The organism is Domibacillus sp. F004 (genome assembly GCF_057814295.1).
This window is the reverse complement of record NZ_JBVATB010000004.1, coordinates 128551-149826: the sequence shown is the minus strand read 5'-3', so window position 1 is coordinate 149826 and position 21276 is coordinate 128551. Positions and strand designations below refer to the sequence as shown.

The 21276-nt window shown below is 37.3% G+C and carries 13 protein-coding genes, 4 pseudogenes and 2 riboswitches; of the genes and pseudogenes, 12 read left to right on the top strand and 5 right to left on the bottom strand.

All coding sequences use genetic code 11. The features are described from left to right. Positions 1–100 precede the first annotated feature (100 nt). From ACZYRN_RS12290 to ACZYRN_RS12255, 8 genes and pseudogenes are all read left to right on the top strand, one after another. Positions 101–241: pseudogene (locus tag ACZYRN_RS12290) on the top strand (JAB domain-containing protein); the annotation flags it as partial. 543 nt (positions 242–784) lie between these two features. Next, a complete protein-coding gene (locus tag ACZYRN_RS12285; RefSeq protein WP_488911889.1) occupies positions 785–2233 on the top strand; it encodes a UDP-N-acetylmuramoyl-L-alanyl-D-glutamate--2,6-diaminopimelate ligase in 1449 nt (482 codons plus the stop codon). A 541-nt stretch (positions 2234–2774) separates the two neighbouring features. Next, positions 2775–2895, top strand: a riboswitch (cyclic di-AMP (ydaO/yuaA leader). A gap of 110 nt (positions 2896–3005) precedes the next feature. After that, on the top strand, positions 3006–3392 hold the full coding sequence (locus tag ACZYRN_RS12280) for a Na-translocating system protein MpsC family protein (RefSeq protein WP_488912043.1): 387 nt from the start codon (positions 3006–3008) through the stop codon (positions 3390–3392). A gap of 52 nt (positions 3393–3444) precedes the next feature. Then, a riboswitch (cyclic di-AMP (ydaO/yuaA leader) is annotated at positions 3445–3587 on the top strand. 325 nt (positions 3588–3912) lie between these two features. Then, positions 3913–4026: pseudogene (locus ACZYRN_RS12275) on the top strand (amino acid permease); the annotation flags it as partial. 47 nt (positions 4027–4073) lie between these two features. Next, positions 4074–4490, top strand: a complete 417-nt coding sequence (locus ACZYRN_RS12270; protein WP_488911887.1) for a sporulation protein — start codon at positions 4074–4076, stop codon at positions 4488–4490. Between the two features lie 768 nt (positions 4491–5258). Continuing rightward, positions 5259–6599 (top strand): TrkH family potassium uptake protein, encoded by a 1341-nt coding sequence (locus ACZYRN_RS12265; protein WP_488911886.1) that lies wholly within the window; start codon positions 5259–5261, stop codon positions 6597–6599. Between the two features lie 26 nt (positions 6600–6625). Next, positions 6626–7282, top strand: coding sequence for a potassium channel family protein (locus tag ACZYRN_RS12260; protein WP_488911885.1), 657 nt, complete (start codon positions 6626–6628; stop codon positions 7280–7282). A 497-nt stretch (positions 7283–7779) separates the two neighbouring features. Next, positions 7780–9315, top strand: coding sequence for a Na+/H+ antiporter (locus tag ACZYRN_RS12255; protein ID WP_488912042.1), 1536 nt, complete (start codon positions 7780–7782; stop codon positions 9313–9315). A gap of 128 nt (positions 9316–9443) precedes the next feature. On the opposite strand, the gene ACZYRN_RS12250 is transcribed toward ACZYRN_RS12255, so the two are convergent. After that, a complete protein-coding gene (locus ACZYRN_RS12250) occupies positions 9444–10151 on the bottom strand; it encodes an IS6 family transposase (protein WP_488911884.1) in 708 nt (235 codons plus the stop codon). Positions 10152–10894: 743 nt separating this feature from the next. On the opposite strand from ACZYRN_RS12250, the pseudogene ACZYRN_RS12245 reads away from it, so the two are divergent. From ACZYRN_RS12245 to ACZYRN_RS12235, 3 genes and pseudogenes are all read left to right on the top strand, one after another. Next, positions 10895–12744, top strand: a pseudogene (locus tag ACZYRN_RS12245) (putative bifunctional diguanylate cyclase/phosphodiesterase); the annotation flags it as partial. Between the two features lie 9 nt (positions 12745–12753). Beyond that, positions 12754–13293, top strand: coding sequence for a PilZ domain-containing protein (locus ACZYRN_RS12240; protein ID WP_488912040.1), 540 nt, complete (start codon positions 12754–12756; stop codon positions 13291–13293). 387 nt (positions 13294–13680) lie between these two features. Beyond that, positions 13681–13883: pseudogene (locus ACZYRN_RS12235) on the top strand (IS6 family transposase); the annotation flags it as partial. Positions 13884–14006: 123 nt separating this feature from the next. Here ACZYRN_RS12235 and ACZYRN_RS12230 read toward each other — a convergent pair. Both ACZYRN_RS12230 and ACZYRN_RS12225 read right to left on the bottom strand, forming a co-directional pair. Beyond that, on the bottom strand, positions 14007–14204 hold the full coding sequence (locus ACZYRN_RS12230) for a hypothetical protein (RefSeq protein WP_488911882.1): 198 nt from the start codon (positions 14202–14204) through the stop codon (positions 14007–14009). A 140-nt stretch (positions 14205–14344) separates the two neighbouring features. After that, positions 14345–14527, bottom strand: a complete 183-nt coding sequence (locus ACZYRN_RS12225; RefSeq protein ID WP_488911881.1) for a hypothetical protein — start codon at positions 14525–14527, stop codon at positions 14345–14347. Between the two features lie 1853 nt (positions 14528–16380). On the opposite strand from ACZYRN_RS12225, the gene ACZYRN_RS12220 reads away from it, so the two are divergent. Further along, a complete protein-coding gene (locus ACZYRN_RS12220) occupies positions 16381–19176 on the top strand; it encodes a response regulator (RefSeq protein ID WP_488911880.1) in 2796 nt (931 codons plus the stop codon). Between the two features lie 455 nt (positions 19177–19631). Here the strand turns inward: ACZYRN_RS12220 and ACZYRN_RS12215 are convergent, their stop codons facing one another. Then, positions 19632–20069 carry a CBS domain-containing protein gene (locus tag ACZYRN_RS12215; RefSeq protein ID WP_488911879.1) on the bottom strand — a complete coding sequence of 146 codons (438 nt, stop codon included), beginning with the start codon at positions 20067–20069 and terminating at the stop codon, positions 19632–19634. Positions 20070–20404: 335 nt separating this feature from the next. Next, positions 20405–21256, bottom strand: coding sequence for a DegV family protein (locus tag ACZYRN_RS12210; RefSeq protein WP_488911878.1), 852 nt, complete (start codon positions 21254–21256; stop codon positions 20405–20407). Positions 21257–21276 lie beyond the last annotated feature (20 nt).

Here is a 21276-nt window from a genome sequence, read left to right as displayed (position 1 = left end):
GCTTTAATACTTAGGAAAGTAATTGTCATCCACATTAAATACATGTATTCAAAGTAAGAGCATTGATTTAAATGATTTTTTTGAAATTTACTATTGATAAGACCCGGAACTGAGCCGAGAAGGTGTGGATGTGACCAAGCGTCTAGCGGAATGCGGCAAGATGATGGGCATTGACGTGCTGGATCACCTCATTGTCTGCCCCGACAGATACGTTTCTTTAAAAGAAAAGGGCTGCCTGTAAAATAGACAGCGGATGATTAAAAGCAAATAGAGATTTTTTAAAGCCAAATCCATCCCCGGATTTGGCTTTTTCTGTTGTAAAAACGAATAAAAGGAGTGTATAAAATGAGTGAAAAAATATACAAAATGGTAACGGATCAAATTATTGAGCAGCTTGAACAAGGTGTCATTAAATTTAATTATATTGCACTAAAAGCTTCCAGAGTTTAAGGACTCCGGAAGCTTTTTCAACATTTATTCTCTTAGCGGATTAAAAATCAGATCCTCCTGTATCTTCTGCTTTTTGATCAATTTATAATCATTATCAAGTGAATATACATCCATATGTACTTTCCACTTAAAGATTTTTGAAGCCCTCAGCAGCATCCATTGGAATGTTGTCGGGGACTTTTATATTTATCAGAAGACATTAAGAGTCTCTTCTGGAAGGGCTGTTTAACCATTAACAAAATGTAACAGTATTAAAATTTTTAATCTCTACAAAGTCTTCACATTTTTTGGATACAATATCAGATAAGTCAAAATGTAATTAAGGAGTAAGAAAATGAATTTACATGATTTAGTCGAAGGATTAATAAATGAAGATACATTAAAAAACCTAAAAAATGAGCCAGTAAGAGGGATCACAGATACTTCTGTAAAAGTTCTCAAGGAATTTTTATTTGTGGCGATTAAAGGACATAATTCTGATGGACACATCTACATACAGGAGGCAATAAAGCACGGCGCATCCGTCATAGTCGGAGAAGAAGACCTACAAGATCTATCTGTGCCCTATATAAAAGTTAAGAACAGCAGAAAATTCTTAGGCATACTTTCCAAAAGGTTCTATCAAGATCCTTCAAAAGACAAAGTGATGATCGGTATAACCGGAACCAATGGCAAAACCACGACGAGTTTTCTATTGAAGCGCATTTTAGATCAAAATGGTGTTTCCTGTTCCTTGATCGGGACGATTAAAAATATCATTAATGGTGAAGAAATGACTGCTCTTAATACAACACCAAGCTCGTTGGTTTTAAATGAACTGCTTTCCAAAAGTGAAGATGAGGTAGTTATTATTGAGGTTTCCTCACATGGGCTATCCCAATTCAGGTTAGAAGGCATAGAGTTCGATTACTGTCTTTTCACTAATTTATCTTGTGATCATTTGGATTATCATGGCACAATGGATCATTATTTTGAAGCAAAGTCGGAGTTATTTAAAAAACTAAAAATAAACGGACGGGCAATTATCAATTCGGATAATGAATGGGGAGAAAAGTTAAGCAACATTTTAAAAAAGAAGGGCATACCGGTATATTCGATTGGCCATTCTCCTTCTGTAGACCTCAAAATACATGAGCTCTTCTCAAATGACGCTTGTGTAAGGGTTTCGAACCATCAAGGAAAGAAAATGGACCTTCAAATTACTATTCCAGGCTCACATAATTTATACAATGCTGTCATGGCATTTGCAGTTGCTCAGCAGCTTGAGATACCAAGCGAAAAAATTCTTGCTGCTCTTCGAAGTTTTACGGGAGTCCCTGGCCGGTTTGAATTATTTAAATACAAGAACGGTGTGACAGTAGTTGTTGACTATGCACATACAGCCGAGGCAATTTTTCACTGTTTAAAAACCGCCAGAGACTGTGGAGCCAAAAAGATTGTTCATGTTTTTGGATTCCGGGGGGACAGGGATCCTAGCAAGAGAGAAGAAATGATTCGAATTTCTGCCGAACTAAGTGAACAATACATTCTAACCGTTGATGATTTAAACACTGTCCCTTTAGAAGAAATGATCGAAACCCTTCACGGGTTAAATAAACACGAAACAGGTAAAGAAAAACGCATAATTATTCCCGATCGCACCGAGGCTATTAGGCATGCCCTCAATCAATCGACTGAGGATGATTGGGTTGTCATTACAGGCAAAGGACACGAAGCGTATCAACAAAATTATTCCATACCAACTACTTCTGATATGGAGGCAGTTCAATACTTAAACGGGTAAAAATATATGTTTCTGTAGCTGCACAGGCGCAGAAGGCGGCTGATTATATACAGCACGACAGCTAATTTCTTAAGCTTTTGCTTATGAAGTGCTCCCTTTTTTTATGTGAATCCGTGTATCGATTGTAAGTGATTAATTTAAAGAATAATATTAGTGATCTTCCTGATCCACGGGTGCTCGAATTAAGAAAAATATCGCAGAAAATCTAATTATATTGCACTAAAAGCTTTCGGAATCCAAGAACTCCGGAAGCTTTTTTAACATTTATTCTTATAGCGGATCAAGAATCAGACCCTTCAGTGTATCCTGATTTTTTAATCACTTTATAATGATCATCAAGTGAATGTGCATCAATCTGGAAGAAGTTTTGCTATTTTACTCTACTTTTTAAGCAGGATGGCAGAATCAGCAAGATCATCGAATGATTAAAAAGCAAGTTCGTTCGAATGTATATCAATTAAAGGAATCTATTTTTCTTCTTTACAAACACTTATTTCAGGAGTATAGTAGCAATCATCAATTTAATACGCATATTGAACCAGATCTAATATCACTTAATCCATTGAAGTGGGGGATCCGATTTCGTGTACACTACTAGAGGTGAATCCTTCTCGAGGTCCAAATCCGACAGCTCACCCCATCAGCGTTTCAAAAGAAGATTTGCTTTGTTGTTTTAAAGAATGCTAAGTAGGACCTTAGTTTTTTTGTGTTTTCTAGATCGTATATTGAATTTGCTCAAATGAATGAAATACGGCATTATGATTTTTCAAGAATGGAGGAAGCAATCGTGGCGGGACAGAAGAGAAAGCTCGAAGCAGAGCTGAGTGAGGCACTCATTAAATTACAGCGTGAATTGATTGGCCGTGGGCCGCAGGAAACAAAAACATATATTGCCCAGGACATGGTCATCACCCGTTTCAAAGGAGTTATGACGGTTGAAGAAAAGCATTTAACAGGACATCCAGACGGAAGAAAATTGGTGAAAGAAATGCGCCAAGTGCTTCGGGAAATGTACAGTAAGCAATTTGAAGAAATTGTAGAAAAGCATACAAAGTGCAAAGTCCTTTCCAGTCACAGTGATATGAGCACAAAAACAGGTGAGCATATCGAAGTATTTATTATGGATCGCAACTTAGAAAAAGTATTCGTTGCTGAATAAATTAATATTGACTTTAAAAAATAAGCAGAGTAGAATAAATTCCATCAACAACTACATACCTCGGCCTAGTCCCTTCATCGGGAACGGAGGACCCAATCTAGTGGGGCTAATTCTACAGTTTAGTAGAAGGGATGAGAGCAACTCTTTCGCCATCCTGCCCGTCAGCTAACTTCGTCGGCTAAAGCGAAGGAGGTCTAAAGACCACCTTTATTCAGGGGGCTTTTTTTTGTTGCGTTATGCGCGGCGGAAAAGAGCAGCTTGAGCAAAAAAGCAGGTCTTTTTATTGTGCCTATTTTTAGGAAAAGCAGCTTGGAAGACAGAACGCAAAGAGAGCAGCGATGCTTGCTGGGCGTTACGTAGATCAATGATGTCTTTTTCTCTTACAAAACAGGAAGAATTTTTCCTTTGTTTTTGTGCGGAGAAAAACGTCATTGGTCTTTTTTATTTTAAAAAGAAATGGGTTGATTAAGCTTTTATGAACAGGGAAGTGTACATATAAAATATTGGACGGTGAAAATCAGTGTTTTCTTCCGTAAAACGATTTTTAATTGGGCGGCCGTTAAGATCAAATGTGCTAGGGGAACAAAAACTAAACAAAACGAAAGCGCTGGCCATTTATGCAGAAGAAAAGATAATGATCGGATAAGTACTTAACATTCAGTTCAGGAGGGTTTACACGTAGTGATTAGAAAATTTATGAGTCAATTACGTCTGCGTATTGGCTTTGCAAATATTGATCTTATATTAGATAAAGATGAATTTATACCTGGAGAAAAAGTGACCGGATACTTTTCTCTTAAAGGTGGGTGGTTTGAGCAAAAAATCAATAGGCTCGAATGTGATTTGGTTGTAACAAATGAACGAAAACAGGAAGAGGGATTTACTGAAAGTGCTGTAACAAGATTGATGTCAAAAACAATTAGCTCAAAAGAATCAAGCCAAATTCCGTTCAGTTTCCAATTGCCAAGCAAATTAGATACTTCACCTAATAAATTTTCGTATCGGTTCCGCACAAAAATAGTTTTTAATGATGGAACTAAGAGTGTTGATCATGATCAAATTAAAATCCTGAATGGGAAAAATCTATTTTCCAATTAGACAAATAGGTTTCCAATGCAACATAAATGAAAAGGATTCTTGGGGACAGAACGCAAAGAGAGCTATTCAGCTTGCTGGGCGCTAGGTAGACCAATGAGTACTTTTTCTCCACTTTTAATGTTTACTTTTGCAAATCATTCTTTGTTCCGGATGTGTAAATCGTAATGTTTACTGAAGGAACCTGGATAGATTTTGCACGGCTGCATATCGGGGAAAGAGTAAGCATTGGTCTATTTTTTATGGTTTTAATAAACCAAGTTCTTTTTCCGCGAAAAAAATACAGTAACAAAAAGAATTAGGGGGTGATGATATATAAGTACTGCTTGCTAAAAAGGCAAATGATTAAAGTTTGACCATTGTAAAGAGTGGTAGAAACCCCAAGGCAGCCTGACAGTCTGAAGCCTGGATAGATATTAGGTTTCGATTCAGAATGCACAAAAGTTATTAAAGACTGAATGGAGGCAGAACGATAGTTAAGCGGTTAATTGTTACTGAACAGGACAAAGGAATGGGGTTGAAAATAAGGGAAATACTAAAAAGTGTTTTTCTTATGTGTACGGCTTAATCATTTACCGCCTTATTTAGCAGCTTACTCATCACTTGTTTTAGAGCACTTAATCAAGAAGGGCCAATTCAACACATTGGGTTATTAATTGGAATGATGATTAGCGTAAGTGTTACAGCTGCAACAAGGGATTTGGATACATAGCAATATGGTCGGCTAAAAAGTAAATGAATATGAAAAACTAATTCAGTGGGGAGGTCATTATGAAAAAAATGAAAAAAAGATTTCTGGATCCGCCAAAAATTCTAGTGTTGGGCTTTGCAACTGTGATTCTTATCGGGGCATTGTTGTTGACTCTTCCTATTGCGACAGAAGACGGAGAAGGTCTCTCGTTTTTAAATGCGTTATTTACCTCTACATCTGCTACCTGTGTAACAGGACTTGTCGTTGTAGATACTGGAGATACATTTACCCTGTTTGGTGAGCTGGTCATACTATCGCTTATTCAAGTTGGTGGATTAGGATTTATGACTTTTGCTACTTTTTTATTTATCCTATTGGGTAAGAGAATTTCTTTAAGGGAAAGGCTGCTGCTTCAGGAATCCTTAAACAATCTTTCGATCGAAGGCGTCGTAAGGTTAGTAAAAAGAGTATTGCTATTTACTGCGGTGATTGAGATTATCGGGGGAACGATTTTATCGATTCGTTTTGCTTTTGATATGCCAATTGGGAAAGCCATCTATTTTGGTTTTTTTCATGCTATATCAAATTTCAATAATGCAGGATTTGATCTAATGGGAGAATTTCGCAGTTTGACCCCTTATGTAGAAGATCCGATTGTAGTTCTTACTGTATGCCTCCTTATCACATTAGGTGGAATCGGTTTTCTCGTCATGAGTGAACTGTATGAATACTCTCATACCCGCCGTCTGTCCATGCATTCAAAGGTAGTATTGGTGACAAGCTTAATTCTAACGCTTGGTGCAGCCATTTTAATCTTCGCATTTGAATACGGAAATGATAAAACAATAGGATCTTTGTCCAATACGGGGAAAGTACTTGGGTCCTTGTATCAAGCGGTTACTCCGAGGACAGCAGGCTCCAATACACTGCCCATTGCTGATTTGACACAGCCTACCTTGTTCCTGACCATCCTTCTTATGTTTATTGGAGGGAGCTCAGGATCGACAGCAGGAGGTGTCAAAGTAACGACCTTAGCTGTTTTGGTCGCAGCCGGATGGTCGCAGATAAAAGGGAAAGAAGATGTTGTATTATTTAAACGCAGAATTGTGATGGAAACCATATTCAAGGCACTTACCATCACACTAATTGGCATGTTCATTGTTATTGCTCTTACCATGCTTTTAAGCATTACAGAAAAAGGGTTCGATTTTATCTTTTACTTATTTGAAGCAGCTTCTGCTTTTGGAACAGTGGGTCTCTCTATGGGATTGACGCCAGAATTATCTCCTATTGGCCGTATACTTATTATTCTCACGATGTTTGCCGGCAGATTAGGGCCATTAACCATTGCTTTTGCCCTTGCGATGAGGCGTAAACCGGATGCTTTCCGTCATCCAAAAGGAAAAATCATGATTGGGTAATCAGAATATAGGGAGCGGTGATAAAAATGGCAAAACAACAATATATAGTTGTTGGTTTAGGGAGATTTGGAACGGCGGTAGCTAGAAGGCTGCATGAGGCTGATAATGATGTTTTGGGAATTGATGTAAATGAAGAACGGGTCGAGGAGGCTGAATCATATGTGACTCATGCCGTCATAGGGGACAGCACAGAAGAGCAGACACTTACAGCGGTTGGAGTTCGCAATTTTGATTGTGCGATTGTAGCTATCGGAAATGACATACAATCCAGTATTTTAACCACTTTGTTGCTAAAGGAGCAGGGAGTGAAAAAAGTAATTGCGAAAGCCTTGAGTAAGCATCATGGAAAGGTTTTAGAGAAAGTTGGGGCCGACTGGGTTATATATCCGGAAAGAGATATGGGGGAACGCGTTGCAAACCAGCTTTTATCACCAAATATATTGAATTACATCGAATTATCAAAAGAGTATAATATAGAAGAAATAGTAACCCCTCCAGGGATGGCTGGAAAAAGCCTGCAGGAAATTGATATCCGTGCTAAATACAATATTAGCGTTATTGCCATTGTAAGTGGCACGGATATTATCGTGTCCCCATCTCCAGCTCAAATTATTCATAAAGAAGATTTATTAGTGGTGATTGGGGACAGGAAAAGTCTGGCCAGATTTTCAAATATAGAATGACAATTGTCTGGATATCCTATGTAGATTTAAAACAAAGTTGGACTGTTTATAAAAAAGAAAAAGCCGAAATTCCTAATATAACGTAAGGAGTTTCGGCTTTTTCTTTTTTATAGAGGGCATTTAAACAGGAAACAATGATTGTACTATTTTACTGGAAATAATGCCTTTTGTAAGGATAAATTCATCAACCTTAACGTCTTTGAATAATTGGATATGCTGGTGACTTGTGATCTCGGCGATAACAGGAACAGATAGATTCTTTTTTTCTTTCATTATGTGTTCTTTTTTTGCAATGTTTAACACCAATGTATATGAACAATTACACTTCTTAGGATGCAAAAACTGGTTATGTCTTTTAAGAATAGGTTTATTGATCACGCTGTTAGGGAAGCCTTTTAGGTACGCCAATTCATTATTCCAAGAGAAGCAATGGAGGGAAGCAGGTGGAGGAACATTTGGATTTACATTACATATTTGAACTCGGCCTTATTTTAGTGATGATCGCTGCTGGTATTACAGCGATTGCGAAAAAGTTTAAGCAGCCTTATCCCATTGCGCTAGTTGTAATTGGAGCCATTATAGGCCTTGTTCGTATTCCTGGATTAGAACCATTAAAAGATTTTATTACAGAAGCAGAAATTTTTAATTTTGTTATTATTACGTTGTTTTTACCGGCTCTGTTAGGAGAAGCGGCCTTTAAGCTTCCCTTTTCTCATTTAAAAGAAAATAAAAAGCCCATTCTTGCCCTGGCATTTGGGGCAACACTTTTATCCTTTCTTATCGTTGGCTTTTCATCTATATGGCTCTTGAACCTTTCCATCCCGGCAGCCTTTGTTTTTGCTGCCCTTATGAGTGCAACGGATCCGGTCAGTGTCCTGTCTATTTTCAAAAGTGTAGGTGCACCTAAAAAACTTGCTACTGTCATTGAAGGAGAAAGTCTATTTAACGATGGATTAGCCGTTGTTTTATTTAATATATCGGCTTTTTACCTGCTTACTTATTTGGATCTTGGCATAGAAGGAGCCGGTTATGGATTATGGGAGTTTATTAAAGTCATTTCCCTTGGCCTGATAGTTGGCGGAGCTCTTGGCTACGGATTCTCAAAGCTCACCAAGTATTATGATGATTATCCGTTAGAAATTATTTTCAGCATTATTCTCTTTTACGGTTCATTTCTGCTGGCAGAAACGGTTGGAGCTTCCGGTGTTATTGCTGTTGTAGTAGCTGCGCTTATTTTCGGTAATTACGGAGCAAGAATCGGAATGAGCCCAACGACAAAGCTCAATATCAATAATTTCTGGGAAGTCGTTGCACTGCTGGCTAACTCTCTTGTTTTTTTAATGGTTGGACTCGAAATCACTAGAATTAACTTAGCTGACAAATGGGGATTGGTCTTCATAGCTATTTTCATTGTGCTCATCGCCCGAAGTATATCCGTTTATGCAAGCCTAGCATTTGTGAGGAATTTCCCGGCTGCCTGGAAGCATACGATCAATTGGGGCGGCTTAAAAGGTTCTCTCTCCATTGCCCTTGTCTTGAGTCTTCCAAGAGATTTTGCAGGGCGCGAAGACATCCTCATTTTGGCTTTTAGTGTTGTTTTATTTTCATTGGTTGTTCAAGGACTTTCTGTTAAACCTCTTCTGGCGCTGTTAGGGGTTAATAAAAAAGAAGAAGGCAATCGGGAGTATGAAGAATTAATTGCCCAGGGACATCGTTTAGAGACTGCTATTAAAGAAATCCAGCATGTTCAAAACAATCTTCTGATACACGAAGCTATTTCAAAAGAAATCACCGACCGCTATAAACAAGAATTGGTCGAGCTCCGGCAAAAAACAGAATTACTTTTAAAAAAATATCCGGATTTAAAAAACAAACAGCAAATCATTTTACAAAAACATTCCTTATATGCTCAATATGAAGCAGTCGATAACTTATTAAAAGAAGGCATTATCTCTAATGAGGTAGCACAGCAGGAACATGACAGGATCACAGACGAAATCGTTCATTTGGAAAGCCCTCAGGAACCGGTTTAACCATACTCGATCTTCCATTTAATCGTTGTTCGGTGGACGGCCGCCAAAATTGGTAGTAGAAGCAATGGTTCTGGTGCGAAAATAATTTGATAAAAAGATAGAACCTATATTACCCGCTAACTTGCGAGTTATGATGCTATCCCGAACAACTTATGTATGAATTCAACTTCATTTTGGGCAGACTTCTCTCCTTGGTGAACTTGCCCTTTTTTTATCATATTCATCGCTTCGAGGCCACTCAATATATAAGTGGCTGTTTTATACCACTTGAATCCCAACATAGAGCGCACACGTTTCTTAATGAAACGGTGATCTTGTTCTACTATATTATTGAGATATCTAACTTGTCTTATTTGTATGCCTTCCGGCATACGTTTTTCTTCTTTTAACTCTTTAATTGCTACAGGATAGATTGGATTCTTGTCTACTGTTATGACACGAGGCTCAGAAACATGAAAAGACCGCAAAGCTTTCTTAAAGAAGCACTTTGCAGCTTGTTTGTCTCTTGTTTTACTAAGGCAAAAATCAATGGTGTTTCCTTTGGAATCCACTGCACGATATAAGTACATCCATTGACCTTTTACTTTGATATACGTTTCGTCGACTCTCCAAGAGTCATTTGTTGGTCGAAGATGACGCCGTACTCTTTCATCTAATTCCGGGCTATATTGATGAACCCAACGCATAATCGTTGTGTGAGCCATCGATAAGCCCCGTTCCTCCATCATCTCCACCACATTACGAAAGCTCAAGTTGTACCGCAGGTACCACCTCACTGTTAACAAAATAATGTCAGGCTGATAATGTTTCCACTTGAATAAATTTTGCTTTTTCATACTGATCACGCACCTTTTTTAAAGTAATAGTATCAGCATGTCCAAGATTTAAAGATGATTTGCAACTGTCCCTAAGTTTTTGCACCAGAACCACAAAAAGAGATGCTTCTTCTCATAAATGTTTAGGCGTGCTTACATTTTATAAGAAGGCGTCTCTTTATTATTCATTTTATGGAAAATAATCCATAATTAACCGTTCTGGTGTGATAATATGTTATTATTAACATTTATTTGTGAAATTGTTAATAATAACATACTTTATAATAAGTCTTCTACTTAATACTAACGTACATGTCTCAACCCTTTATCGAGAAGGAAGCTAAAGACAAGATAAAATGGACGTTTGTCGAGGCTATCGTCGAGATAACAGAAATTATAAACGATGGAGTGAAATGATCAAACAACTGAACTTCCTCTAAAAAATTAAGCAAAAAAGATAGTACTACAGTGCCCAAGAAATTCTTAAAATGTTATTGGCTTAAAAGCGTTTATTTGTTATGGGAATTATTTAATATTTATTTTAAAGGAGGTGAGTCCTGGTTATCTTTCGATTATTTCATCGCATAGTAGGGAATATTTTTCATACTAAAAGATAGCCAGGAGGACGATTGCTATCTAGATTTAATAAAACAAGAAAATTAAAGGATTATTTAGAGAGGGAAAAACATTCTTATCATCAAATCTTTGAAAACTCTCTTGACATTAACGTCTTCGTTGTAGATACAAAAGGAGTCATCGTAAAGGTGGAGTGGAGAGATGACCCAATCACCATCAAAGAAGTTGATATCGTTGGGAAAAAATACAATGAATTTATTTATAAAGAAGATGTAGAGAAGGTAAGCGGCTATTTCGCCAAAGCATTAAACGGAGTCGCTCAATCTGTTAAATATCGAGTAAATGACCTCAATGGTGCGATCAACGAAGTACAGGTAACGATCGTTCCTATTCAACTAGAAAACAGTGAAGTAATTGGCGTGTATGGATTAACGCATACTAGTTCGAGTCGACAAGAATTGCAGCATCTCGTTGAAAAAACTCAAGAAAGATTTCAATCGTTAATTCAATATTCTCATGAAATGATTGGGATATTAGCTCTCGATGGAACCATTTTTTTTGAAAATCATTCAAATGAGACGATTCTCGGATATCAAGGCGAGGAATTAACAGGAAAGAACTGTATTGATCTTATCCATCCAGATGATCATCCATTTCTGAAGGCCCAGCTCGAAGAAATTGTGAATCAACCGAATAAACCGTTTACACTCGAGATGCGGTTGAAGCATAAAAATGGAGAATGGCGCGACTTTGAAGTTATTTTTACAAATCATCTTCATAATTCAAGTATAGAGGGGATTGTGTGCAATTACCGCGACATGACGGAAATAAAAAAGCAAAAGCTCGAAATCCAATATATGGCTTACCATGATTATTTAACAGAATTACCAAATCGACGAGCGTTTGAAGACCGGGTGGACCTTGAGATACGATTAGCTAATATTGATAAGAGACAGTTTGCCGTCTTGTTTCTTGATTTAGATGGATTTAAATATTTAAACGATTCTCTTGGACATGATATGGGTGATCTTTTATTAATAGAAGTTGCTAAAAAATTAAAAAGTACATTTAAAAATGATAGTGAGTTAGTCGCACGATTAAGCGGAAACGAATTTGCTCTTCTAACAACAAATAATAAAGATCATGCTGCAATTGAGCTACTCGCAAAAGAGATATTACAGATTTTTGAGACTCCATTTCTTATTAAAAACTATAGCCTTTTTATAAAGGCAAGTATAGGTATTAGTATTTACCCTGAATCAGGGGATAACACGGGCACATTAATGAAAAATGCTGATTTAGCTTTGTATCTTGCTAAAAAAGAAAAAACAAATCAATATAAAATTTTTTCACCAACAGCCAATGTGGCTACTTATAAAGCTTTTTCTTTAAGAAGTGACATGCAAAAAGCCTTACATGACAATCAATTTGTTATCCATTACCAACCAATCGTGCATACTGAAACGAAGCAAATTGTAATGGCAGAAGCACTTCTTCGCTGGAACCATCCAGACTGGGGAATCGTCTCGCCAAAGGAGTTTATTCCGTTGGCTGAAGAATCAGGATTGATCGTTCCAATAAGCGACTGGATCTTACGGGAAGTTTGCAGCAAAGTGCGCTTATGGCATAATGATGGCTACTATATAAAAGCGTCGGTTAATTTATCTATTATACAATTTTTTCAAACTAATTTTATAGAATCGATTAAACATATTTTACAAGAAAATGAACTTGAACCAGAGTGGCTTGTACTTGAAATTACGGAAAGCACTTTGTTAGAACGAGAAGAAGAAGTATTAGAAAAAATGACGAAGCTGCGTGAGATGGGCATAAAAATTTCTCTTGATGACTTTGGAACAGGATACTCCTCTTTAGCGCATTTAAAAAAATGAAACCAGATACATTGAAACTGGATCAGTCGTTTATAAAAGATCTTATGTCTGATAAAGCGAGTACTGAAATTGTTACATTTACGATTCAATTAGCAAAAAAACTAGGAATAAGTGTTGTGGCTGAAGGGGTTGAAACGAAAGAACAACAACTAATATTGTCTGATCTGCAATGCGATTGGTTTCAAGGTTATTTATTCAGCAGACCTGTACCAGAAGGAGATTTTGAGAAGCTTTTGAAGGGACAATGGTTATCAGAAAATGATTCTTCTGTTACAGAAGAAAGAAGAAATTATTTTAGAATTTCTTTCCAGTACCCGCTCGAAGCATTTATGACAGTATCTGAAATAAATGGGAAGAAAATTGATTTAGGTAACACCAACGTTTTAATGGAGAACATAGGTCCAGGGGGATTATGTTTTGTATCCAATATTAAACTACCTACAAGGTCAGACGTTCTTCTGAAATTTCAAATAGAAGTCTTTCATAAAGAACTGATACTATATGGAAGAATTGTACGTTGTTTAGAACGCGATCATTTGTACGAGTATGGTATTAAAATTGTTGCAGATCAGCAGCAGCGAGAACATTTAATTAAACAATTTAATCAATTTCAAGTGCAGTTAAAACATAACCCGCTTTTGCCAGGACATTCATTTGTGACAGAAAACATATTGACTTATTTTAAGAAATTATAAGTATGAAAATAAAAGAGCATAAAATGGGGTGAACTGTGCCTTTTAAAATGGACAGTTTTAAAAAAAAGCTCGCTGCTTAAGTAGCTAGGCGATTACAGAAGATGTTCCCAGATCTCCTCCACAACAGGCGTAAAAAGAGAGGAGATCTTGTTAGAAATCGTCCCTTGGCTGATCTTGTGGCCAAATAAATCCCTCATAATCCTACGACGGTCTGCTCATATGGAAGAAGCGAGCCGTGATGAAGAGACACGAGCAGCGACTGGACTCAGCTTCCATATTGGACATGATGTGATGTTTACATGGACTTGGAAGGAAGCGGCTAGAGCGTTAGATAACAGGGGCGCTGTTTTTGTTCTGCTTGATGCCCGGTTACCTCTAAATAAGGCCAATAACATAGTGAAACAAGGGCAACGGTTTATTAAAAAGCGAGTTCGTTCAATGGTAGGATTAAAATCCTTTCGCACAGCTAAATCTATTATTTCTGAAATAGAAGCTATGCATATAGTAAAAAAAGGTACCTTGTTTTACGGGATAAGTCTGTCCAAAATCAAGTGAAGTTCATCCATCAACTAGTTAGAATTGTTGCTTAAGACCCGATTCCACTAGGGAACTTTTTGCCTCTTTATATCTTCCCCAATTATTTGCACCAGAACCGTTTTAGCTGATGTTACACGAAAACAGAAAATAGCAGAATATAGGGAAATGGGGCTAATTTAAACAGCCCCTTTTTCGTCATCATCTTCCCCCCAAATGGCCACATAGTTTAGTCTCGCTATTTCCTCTTTTAAAGGTGATCTCCTTCCAGACTGTTTAACAGAAAGTGTTTTTAATAACTTTATTCTCTCACCTTTGTCCATTTCTTTCATTGCTTTTAGTATCTGATCAGCCGACATCTGTTCAATTTCTTTCATAACATCGATACCCCTCAAAATGAGTTTTATATTTTTTCCTGAAATTTTTTTAAAAAAAGAAATGGCTTTTCGATTACAGCAGAATCATTACCCATTCCTTGCATATATTGCGGCCTGTGTTGCATTAAACGGAGAGTTATTCATGCAGATAAAGTTCGATGCACGAGAATGACCCTGACAGCACTGATTGTTTCATCCATTTTTCGTTTCTTTCCTTCTTTCACGTTCGCTGTTCTCAGTGCAGGTGCCTTGCGTGCGCCTTGATTGTCCTTTCCACTTTTATCACGTTTTTCGCCGTGTTTCAATTTCGACTGGTACAGCAATCCCGCATATTCTCGAGCTGTTTTTTATGAATGTAATACACGCAAAAAACACCCGATGAAGTCGGATGGTGGCCTCAGCAATCTAAAGTAGAACTCTTTCTATTCATAAAAATCAGAGCAAAAGGGCTTATTTTAATTTTGGCCATCAGCAACCTTTTTTTATACAGCTAGTCTAAAGTGATCCCCTTTCGATTAGCTGATTGTCTGATCAAATCTAATTCATAATACATAGCGTCAGACAAAATACCTCTTTTTTATATGATAATAAAACCTAACTAATAAACGCACTGGCAATGTGTCATATATATTTTCTTTCTTCATTCTTCCTCTTTACTAATAGAAATTTCATCAGTTTTTCTTTGTAACTTCGCACCGAGTTAACAAACTTTTGTCGCTTTAAACTAGTGACAGGAATCGGAGATTGTGCAGTTTTGTAATTTCTTGCAAATAAAGGCCCCATTCGTTAAAGATAAAGAGTCCCATAAATATTCGCTTTCGGAAGCTTTTTCAACATTTTTCTATTTGGAATAGAACTCCCGTTTTCCAATTTTCCGCTTTTAAATCTTTTGTTTGTATGAATTTTAATTTTATTTTACGCACTTTTCCAGTCTTAATTTACGCAATAGAAACATAAGAGGCTCTTGATCACGATGTTAATAATCACCTTTTTTATCTATTCAAACAATTGCATAAGAAAGATGTACAGCTTTGTTGAATTCAAAATTCCTTTTCAAGTCCGTTATTGGACCTGAAAAGGAATTTCTGTATTCAACATGGAATTATAAGAGAAATGAAACAGAATACCTTGTTCCCGAACATGATTCAAAAGTTTATTTCTGATGAATAACTGCAGCCACTAAGTAAAAAACTTTATAATCAAGAACCTAGTATCGGCTGTGGGTCTCGTCGATTAAATTATTCGAATGTATCTAAAATGCTTAGGCAGCTGGATGAGGAGCTCACGAAATAGGTTTTTGTACTTCTCCTCCGCAAGTGCATTTAGAAAACAGGTGCTCCATAGGCTGTGTATCATGATGAACGTTCTGGTATCAAGCTTCATGTGAGGTTTTAGGCTTAAGATAAAAAAGCTGCTAGATACCGATTTAAACTAGCATGGCTTAGATTAGTAAACTCCTTACTGACAAACGGTTTTTGCTCGTAGAAGAAGACCGTGCTTATTTTGCGATTATACAGATAGAACAGTATATAACGGACAAACAAGATTTTGTCATCCAGATGAAAGAAAACATTGAGTTATCTGCTCTAAAGCCACTGCAACGACTGCCATAGAAAAGATTGAACACAGCTTATAATATCGCATGTTAGCCTGGAACCGTTCAATCCTGTTCAAGGAAACGGCACAGATTCGTTTTATCAAAACGACCATAACGACCATGAAAATCATGAAACCTATGTTGTAAACTGTCTCAAAACGCATCCCAGAGGAGATCGCGGGCGATATTATAAAGTGCGCTGAGCCATTGAATCATTTTTTCGATGCCCCAAGCAAAACTTAAACGTGCCAATATTATTTAGCACGAATAAAAACGCCATATACTATCAGATTTTTGCGGCATTAATGGCGTATCTGATGCTGAAATAGCATTATTCCCGCACAATTATTTTGAAATTCGTGGAAGGATTTAATCTAATAGGGATAATCAATGTTCGTATAAAAAGTCTGATAGTTAAGATTTATATTTTAATTCAGTAAATTTTAAATTACTATAAAAAGATTATATATGATTATTTTTATGATAAGGGTAGTGATACTAATCAGTAAAAAAACGTTATCCTCTTCCTTCGGAAGTGATAGTTGATAGGAAAATAATAAGCCAGAAAAGAGGATTTATATGACGTTTAAAAAGAAACTGTTTATCGCTTTTGGCATTATTTATGGGATTGATGCTCTTCTTCATATTTATGTCGGGACAAGGATGATTAACTTTAATCAAGAAATGGAGAATTTCACCAAGAGCAATGAGGTACTGATGTATGCGAACATCATTCAAGATGGATTGAATGATTACAGCAAAGAATCGAGAGATCTGATCGCGAATCCGCCTGAAGAACTTCAAGGCACCCTTGAGGTAAAGCGGGATCAAGACCTTCAAGATGTGAATATAGCAATCAATACCCTAGAAAAGTGGAGAAAAGATAAAGAAGCACAAGAAATAGTAGAGAAATTAAAGGCAACAATGAGAACGTATGCGGAAATAGATCAAGAAACGGTTGCACTCATAAAAGAAGGAAAAAATGAGGAAGCAGCTGAACTGTACTGGTATAAGGGTCGAGAAAGTATGGATAGTATGAATGAAGTTGCCTCTCAACTCAAAAATAGGGTGAATACGATAGCGGCTGAAAATTCCATCGAAATAAATAAAACGTATAATCAAATATTTGTAATAGTTAGAGTATATGTGTCTATCTCTTATTTGCTTGGATTAACAATGTTACTGTTTATTAGGCGGAATGTAACGGGCCGATTGAATAAGGTCAGTTCCGTCATGTCAGAAGTTAATTTTAAAAACATGGATAAATTACCTCGTATCCACCTTAAAACAAAAGATGAGATCGGAAAAATTGCTCATTCATTCAATGAAATGGCGGAAGCTCTTGAAACACATACAAGGCAGGAGAAAGAATTAAAAAATGCGGCAGAAAAGCAGAGCTGGTTAAAAACAAAAATTGCTGAAATTGCGACCATGTATCCTGGAATCGATAATTTAGAAACATTAGCCCACATATTTATTACTAAAGTTACTCCTATGGTAGGTGCGGCGTATGGCGTCATCTATATAAATGAACAAAATAGATACAAAGGAAGCTTTCAGAAGCTTGCTGCTTATGCTGATAATTATAATAATCCACAAGAGGTTGGTGCTAGCAGCTTTCAATTAGGGGAAGGAATCGTGGGGCAGTGTGCGCTGGAAAATCGCATTATTTCGCTTCAGCAAGTGCCGGAAGACTATATCAAAATTACGTCTGGCTTAGGGTCAGCCCGGCCATCTCATATACTTGTTCTTCCAGCAGAATTTCAAGGAGAGGTATTAGCGGTGATTGAATTAGCTTCATTTGAACCGTTTAATGAATTAGAGGAAATGCTGCTAAAAGAGATCATGAGCAATCTTGGTACAAACATAAAAAGTATATTAAGACATATGCAAGTAGAAAAGCTGCTGCAAGAATCACAAGCTTTAACGGAAGAATTGCAGAGCCAATCGGAAGAACTTCAATCTCGGCAAGAGGAGCTGAGAACGGTTAATGAACAACTGGAAGAGCAATATGAACAATCTGAACAGAAGACAAAAGAAGTAGAAAAAGTAAAAAATGCGCTAGAAGAAAAGGCACAGCAGTTAACGCTCAGTTCGCAATACAAGTCGGAATTCTTAGCCAACATGTCTCACGAACTGCGAACGCCTCTTAACAGCTTGTTAATACTGGCTCAAATGCTCACGGATAATATGGATGGAAATCTGACGGATAAACAGGTGAATTACGTGAAAACCATCTACTCATCGGGAAATGATTTATTACACTTAATTAATGATATTTTAGACATCGTGAAAATCGAAGCCGGAAAAACAGAAGTGATAGCGAAAGACGTGGAACTGACTAATGTGAAAGAATTTATAGAGGCGCAATTTACTCCTGTCGCCGACAAGAAAAATATTCAACTGCATGTTCAGCTCGCTTCTGACTTACCGGAAATGATTCATACGGATAAACAGCGGCTGCAGCAAATACTGAAAAATTTATTATCCAATGCCTTTAAGTTTACCGAACATGGGGTTGTCACATTGACCATAGAAAAAGCGGAAAAAGGAATGTTTGCAAAAGAGACAGAGGAGGCTTTCACTCAGTCAAATATAGAATTTGTTTTTTCTGTTAAAGATACAGGGATTGGGATTGCCGCAGAAAATCAAGACATTATTTTCGATGCCTTTAAACAAGCAGATGGCACCATTAGCCGAAAATATGGCGGAACGGGATTAGGGCTTCCCATTAGCCGAGAACTCGCTCATCTATTAGGCGGTTTCATTGAGGTTGAAAGCATAGAAGGCTATGGTAGCACCTTTACGTTATATTTGCCTCATTATCAAAACATTGTCAAGGAAGAAGATCAAAACGTGGCAAGGAAAGAAATAGCCCATTCTGAAGCAGAGGCAGCTGCGTCGCTTCTTGAAACTTCAAGTATTATACCTGTTGCTTCGTCAGAGTATCCATTTCAGGCGGAGGATTCTTTAAAACAAATACCTGAAAGGAAAGCATTGCTAGAAGGAAAGAAAATACTCGTGGTGGATGACGATATGCGGAACGTATTTGCCTTAACAACAGTGCTCGAAAGTTATCAAGTTGAAGTACTGTTTGCGGAAAATGGAAAGGATGGAATTGCTATTTTACAAGAAAATCCAGACATCGATCTTGTTATTATGGACATTATGATGCCTGAAATGGATGGATTTGAGACGATTCGCCGAATTCGTCAATTAATTGAATTTCAACGTCTTCCGATCATTGCCTTTACGGCTAAAGCAATGAAAAACGATCGAAAGCAATGTATTGAGGCAGGGGCATCGGATTATATTAGTAAACCCGTAAATTTAGATCAACTGTTTTCAATTATACGGGTATGGTTATACAGATAGGTGGGCGTTCAGTATGATTTAAAGGGATCTGATGCAAAAAATCTATGATATTATTTAAATACTTCTTTTTTCTAAGTTGCATGCTTAATGGCATGCTTTTTTCTTTTCTCTTTTCTCATAATGTTCGCCAGTAGTGACTATGGATCTGGCAAGAAAAGGGCTGGCATGAAGGGGGAGAGACTGCCCAATTGCTCCGATTGAATATAAAAGTGAACCTCTGTGGCAGAATTAACAAAATGTAAAAATGTCCAGTCTGGATAAAAAATCTGACCATTCACGGTGATCGCCTCTAAAAGAATAGTTTATTACTACAGCCATTTATAAAAGGCTTCGCCAAAATACGGGAAGAACCAGCCTAAAAGTAAAAAGAGGCTGTGGTAAAAGGTTATGATTTTTAACCTTTTATTACAGCCTCATTCTTATTTCTATTACAATAATATGAAGAAGTTCCTCAATTATTGTTGAGGTGCGGAAGGAGTTGAAATACTTTGTAATGCCTGTTCTGCCTCATTTGCATATTGATTTTGTACTGCTAAATCACCTAAGGCAACTATCCCTACAATTTGTCCATTCTCCACAACCGGCAATCGGCGAATTTGCTGTTGAGCCATCAGTTGTGCTGCCTCATGTACATCCATATTAGGTGTGCCTTGTACGATTTGCTGTGCAGTCATCACTTGAGATACTGGTGTTTGTGCATTTTGCCCTTGTGCTGTTGTGCGAAGGGTAATATCACGATCCGTTACTATCCCGACCATTTGTTCATTGTTGTTTACTACTGGTATAGCTCCAATATTATATTGGCTCATTAACAATGCAGCTTCCTGTACTGTCTGTGTTTCGTTAACTGTCATAACATTTGGTGTCATGATATCTCTTAAATACTGTTCCATAAAATCACCTCCAATATTTTTCCTTTATAGGTTGACTAACATTAGTTATAGTTATGCATAGTAAATTTTTCTTTAAATACAAACTGAGGTTTCTTCATCTTTATCTGTAAGTTTTTCATTCCAAACTTTTCACATACTTTTGTATAAGCAACCTTTAATTGTCCTCGTAAACCCCCATTGTCCTTTTCTAATTTTAATTTCTTGATCCTGCGTTTTAATGATTCAATGCTAGTTTTTTATTATTTTCAATTTAATTTACGCTTGTCATAGGATTAATTGAGATATTGGAAAGAAATAATTCCATCCCTTTACTTGTTCTAAAACTCGTGAAAAGTTTATATTTCTAATCCGGCAATTCCGAAGGCGCCGGGACCGCCATGGGTAGAAATGACGGCGCCAGCTTCAATCCATGTTACGTGTTTGAAACCGGCTTCTTCAGCGATTTCATCCATTCTCTTCTTAATACTTTCATCTAGTCCGATTGAATAAAGAAAATACAGCTGTCTTTTATCAATATTGTACTCATTTAAATAATCGCTCATCATTTTCTCTGTGACGCGGCTCATTTTTCCGCGATATTTTTTTGTCGATACAAGCTTGCCATTAATTAATTCAATGAGCGGCTTCATTTTCAGCAAAGATCCGCCGAGATAAGCGGCATTGGAGACGCGACCGCCTGCTCTTAAAAAATTGAGGCTGCCGGGAACGAACGCGAGTCGAGACTGAGGAACCTGTGATTCGATTTTTTCGATTAAACGGGCAGGGTCAATAGAAGGTTCCGCTTCCAGCATGGAAACAGCATACATAATAATCGCCATCAGTCCGCCTGATACGTTCAAGGCGTCAATAAGAAAAATATCCTCAAATTCTTTCGCTGCAATGGTCGCGTTCTGAAAAGAAGAAGAAGCACGCGACGTGTAGCCGATGTGAATAATGATGCAACCGGGAAAGTCCTTTTTGATCTTCGTGAAAAAATTATGATATTCATTGGAATTGGTGGATGTGGTAGAAGGTATTTTTTTCGTGCGTTCATAGTAGTCATAAATATCGGCAACGGGTATGAAGCCATCCAAATAATCCTTTCCGTCCATAATGACATGCATGGGGACGACCTGGACACCATATTTTTGAGCTAAATCGCTCCGTAAATCCGCTCCGCTCTCGGTCGAAAGAATAATTTCCCGCATCCTATCTCCTCCTTGTTTGT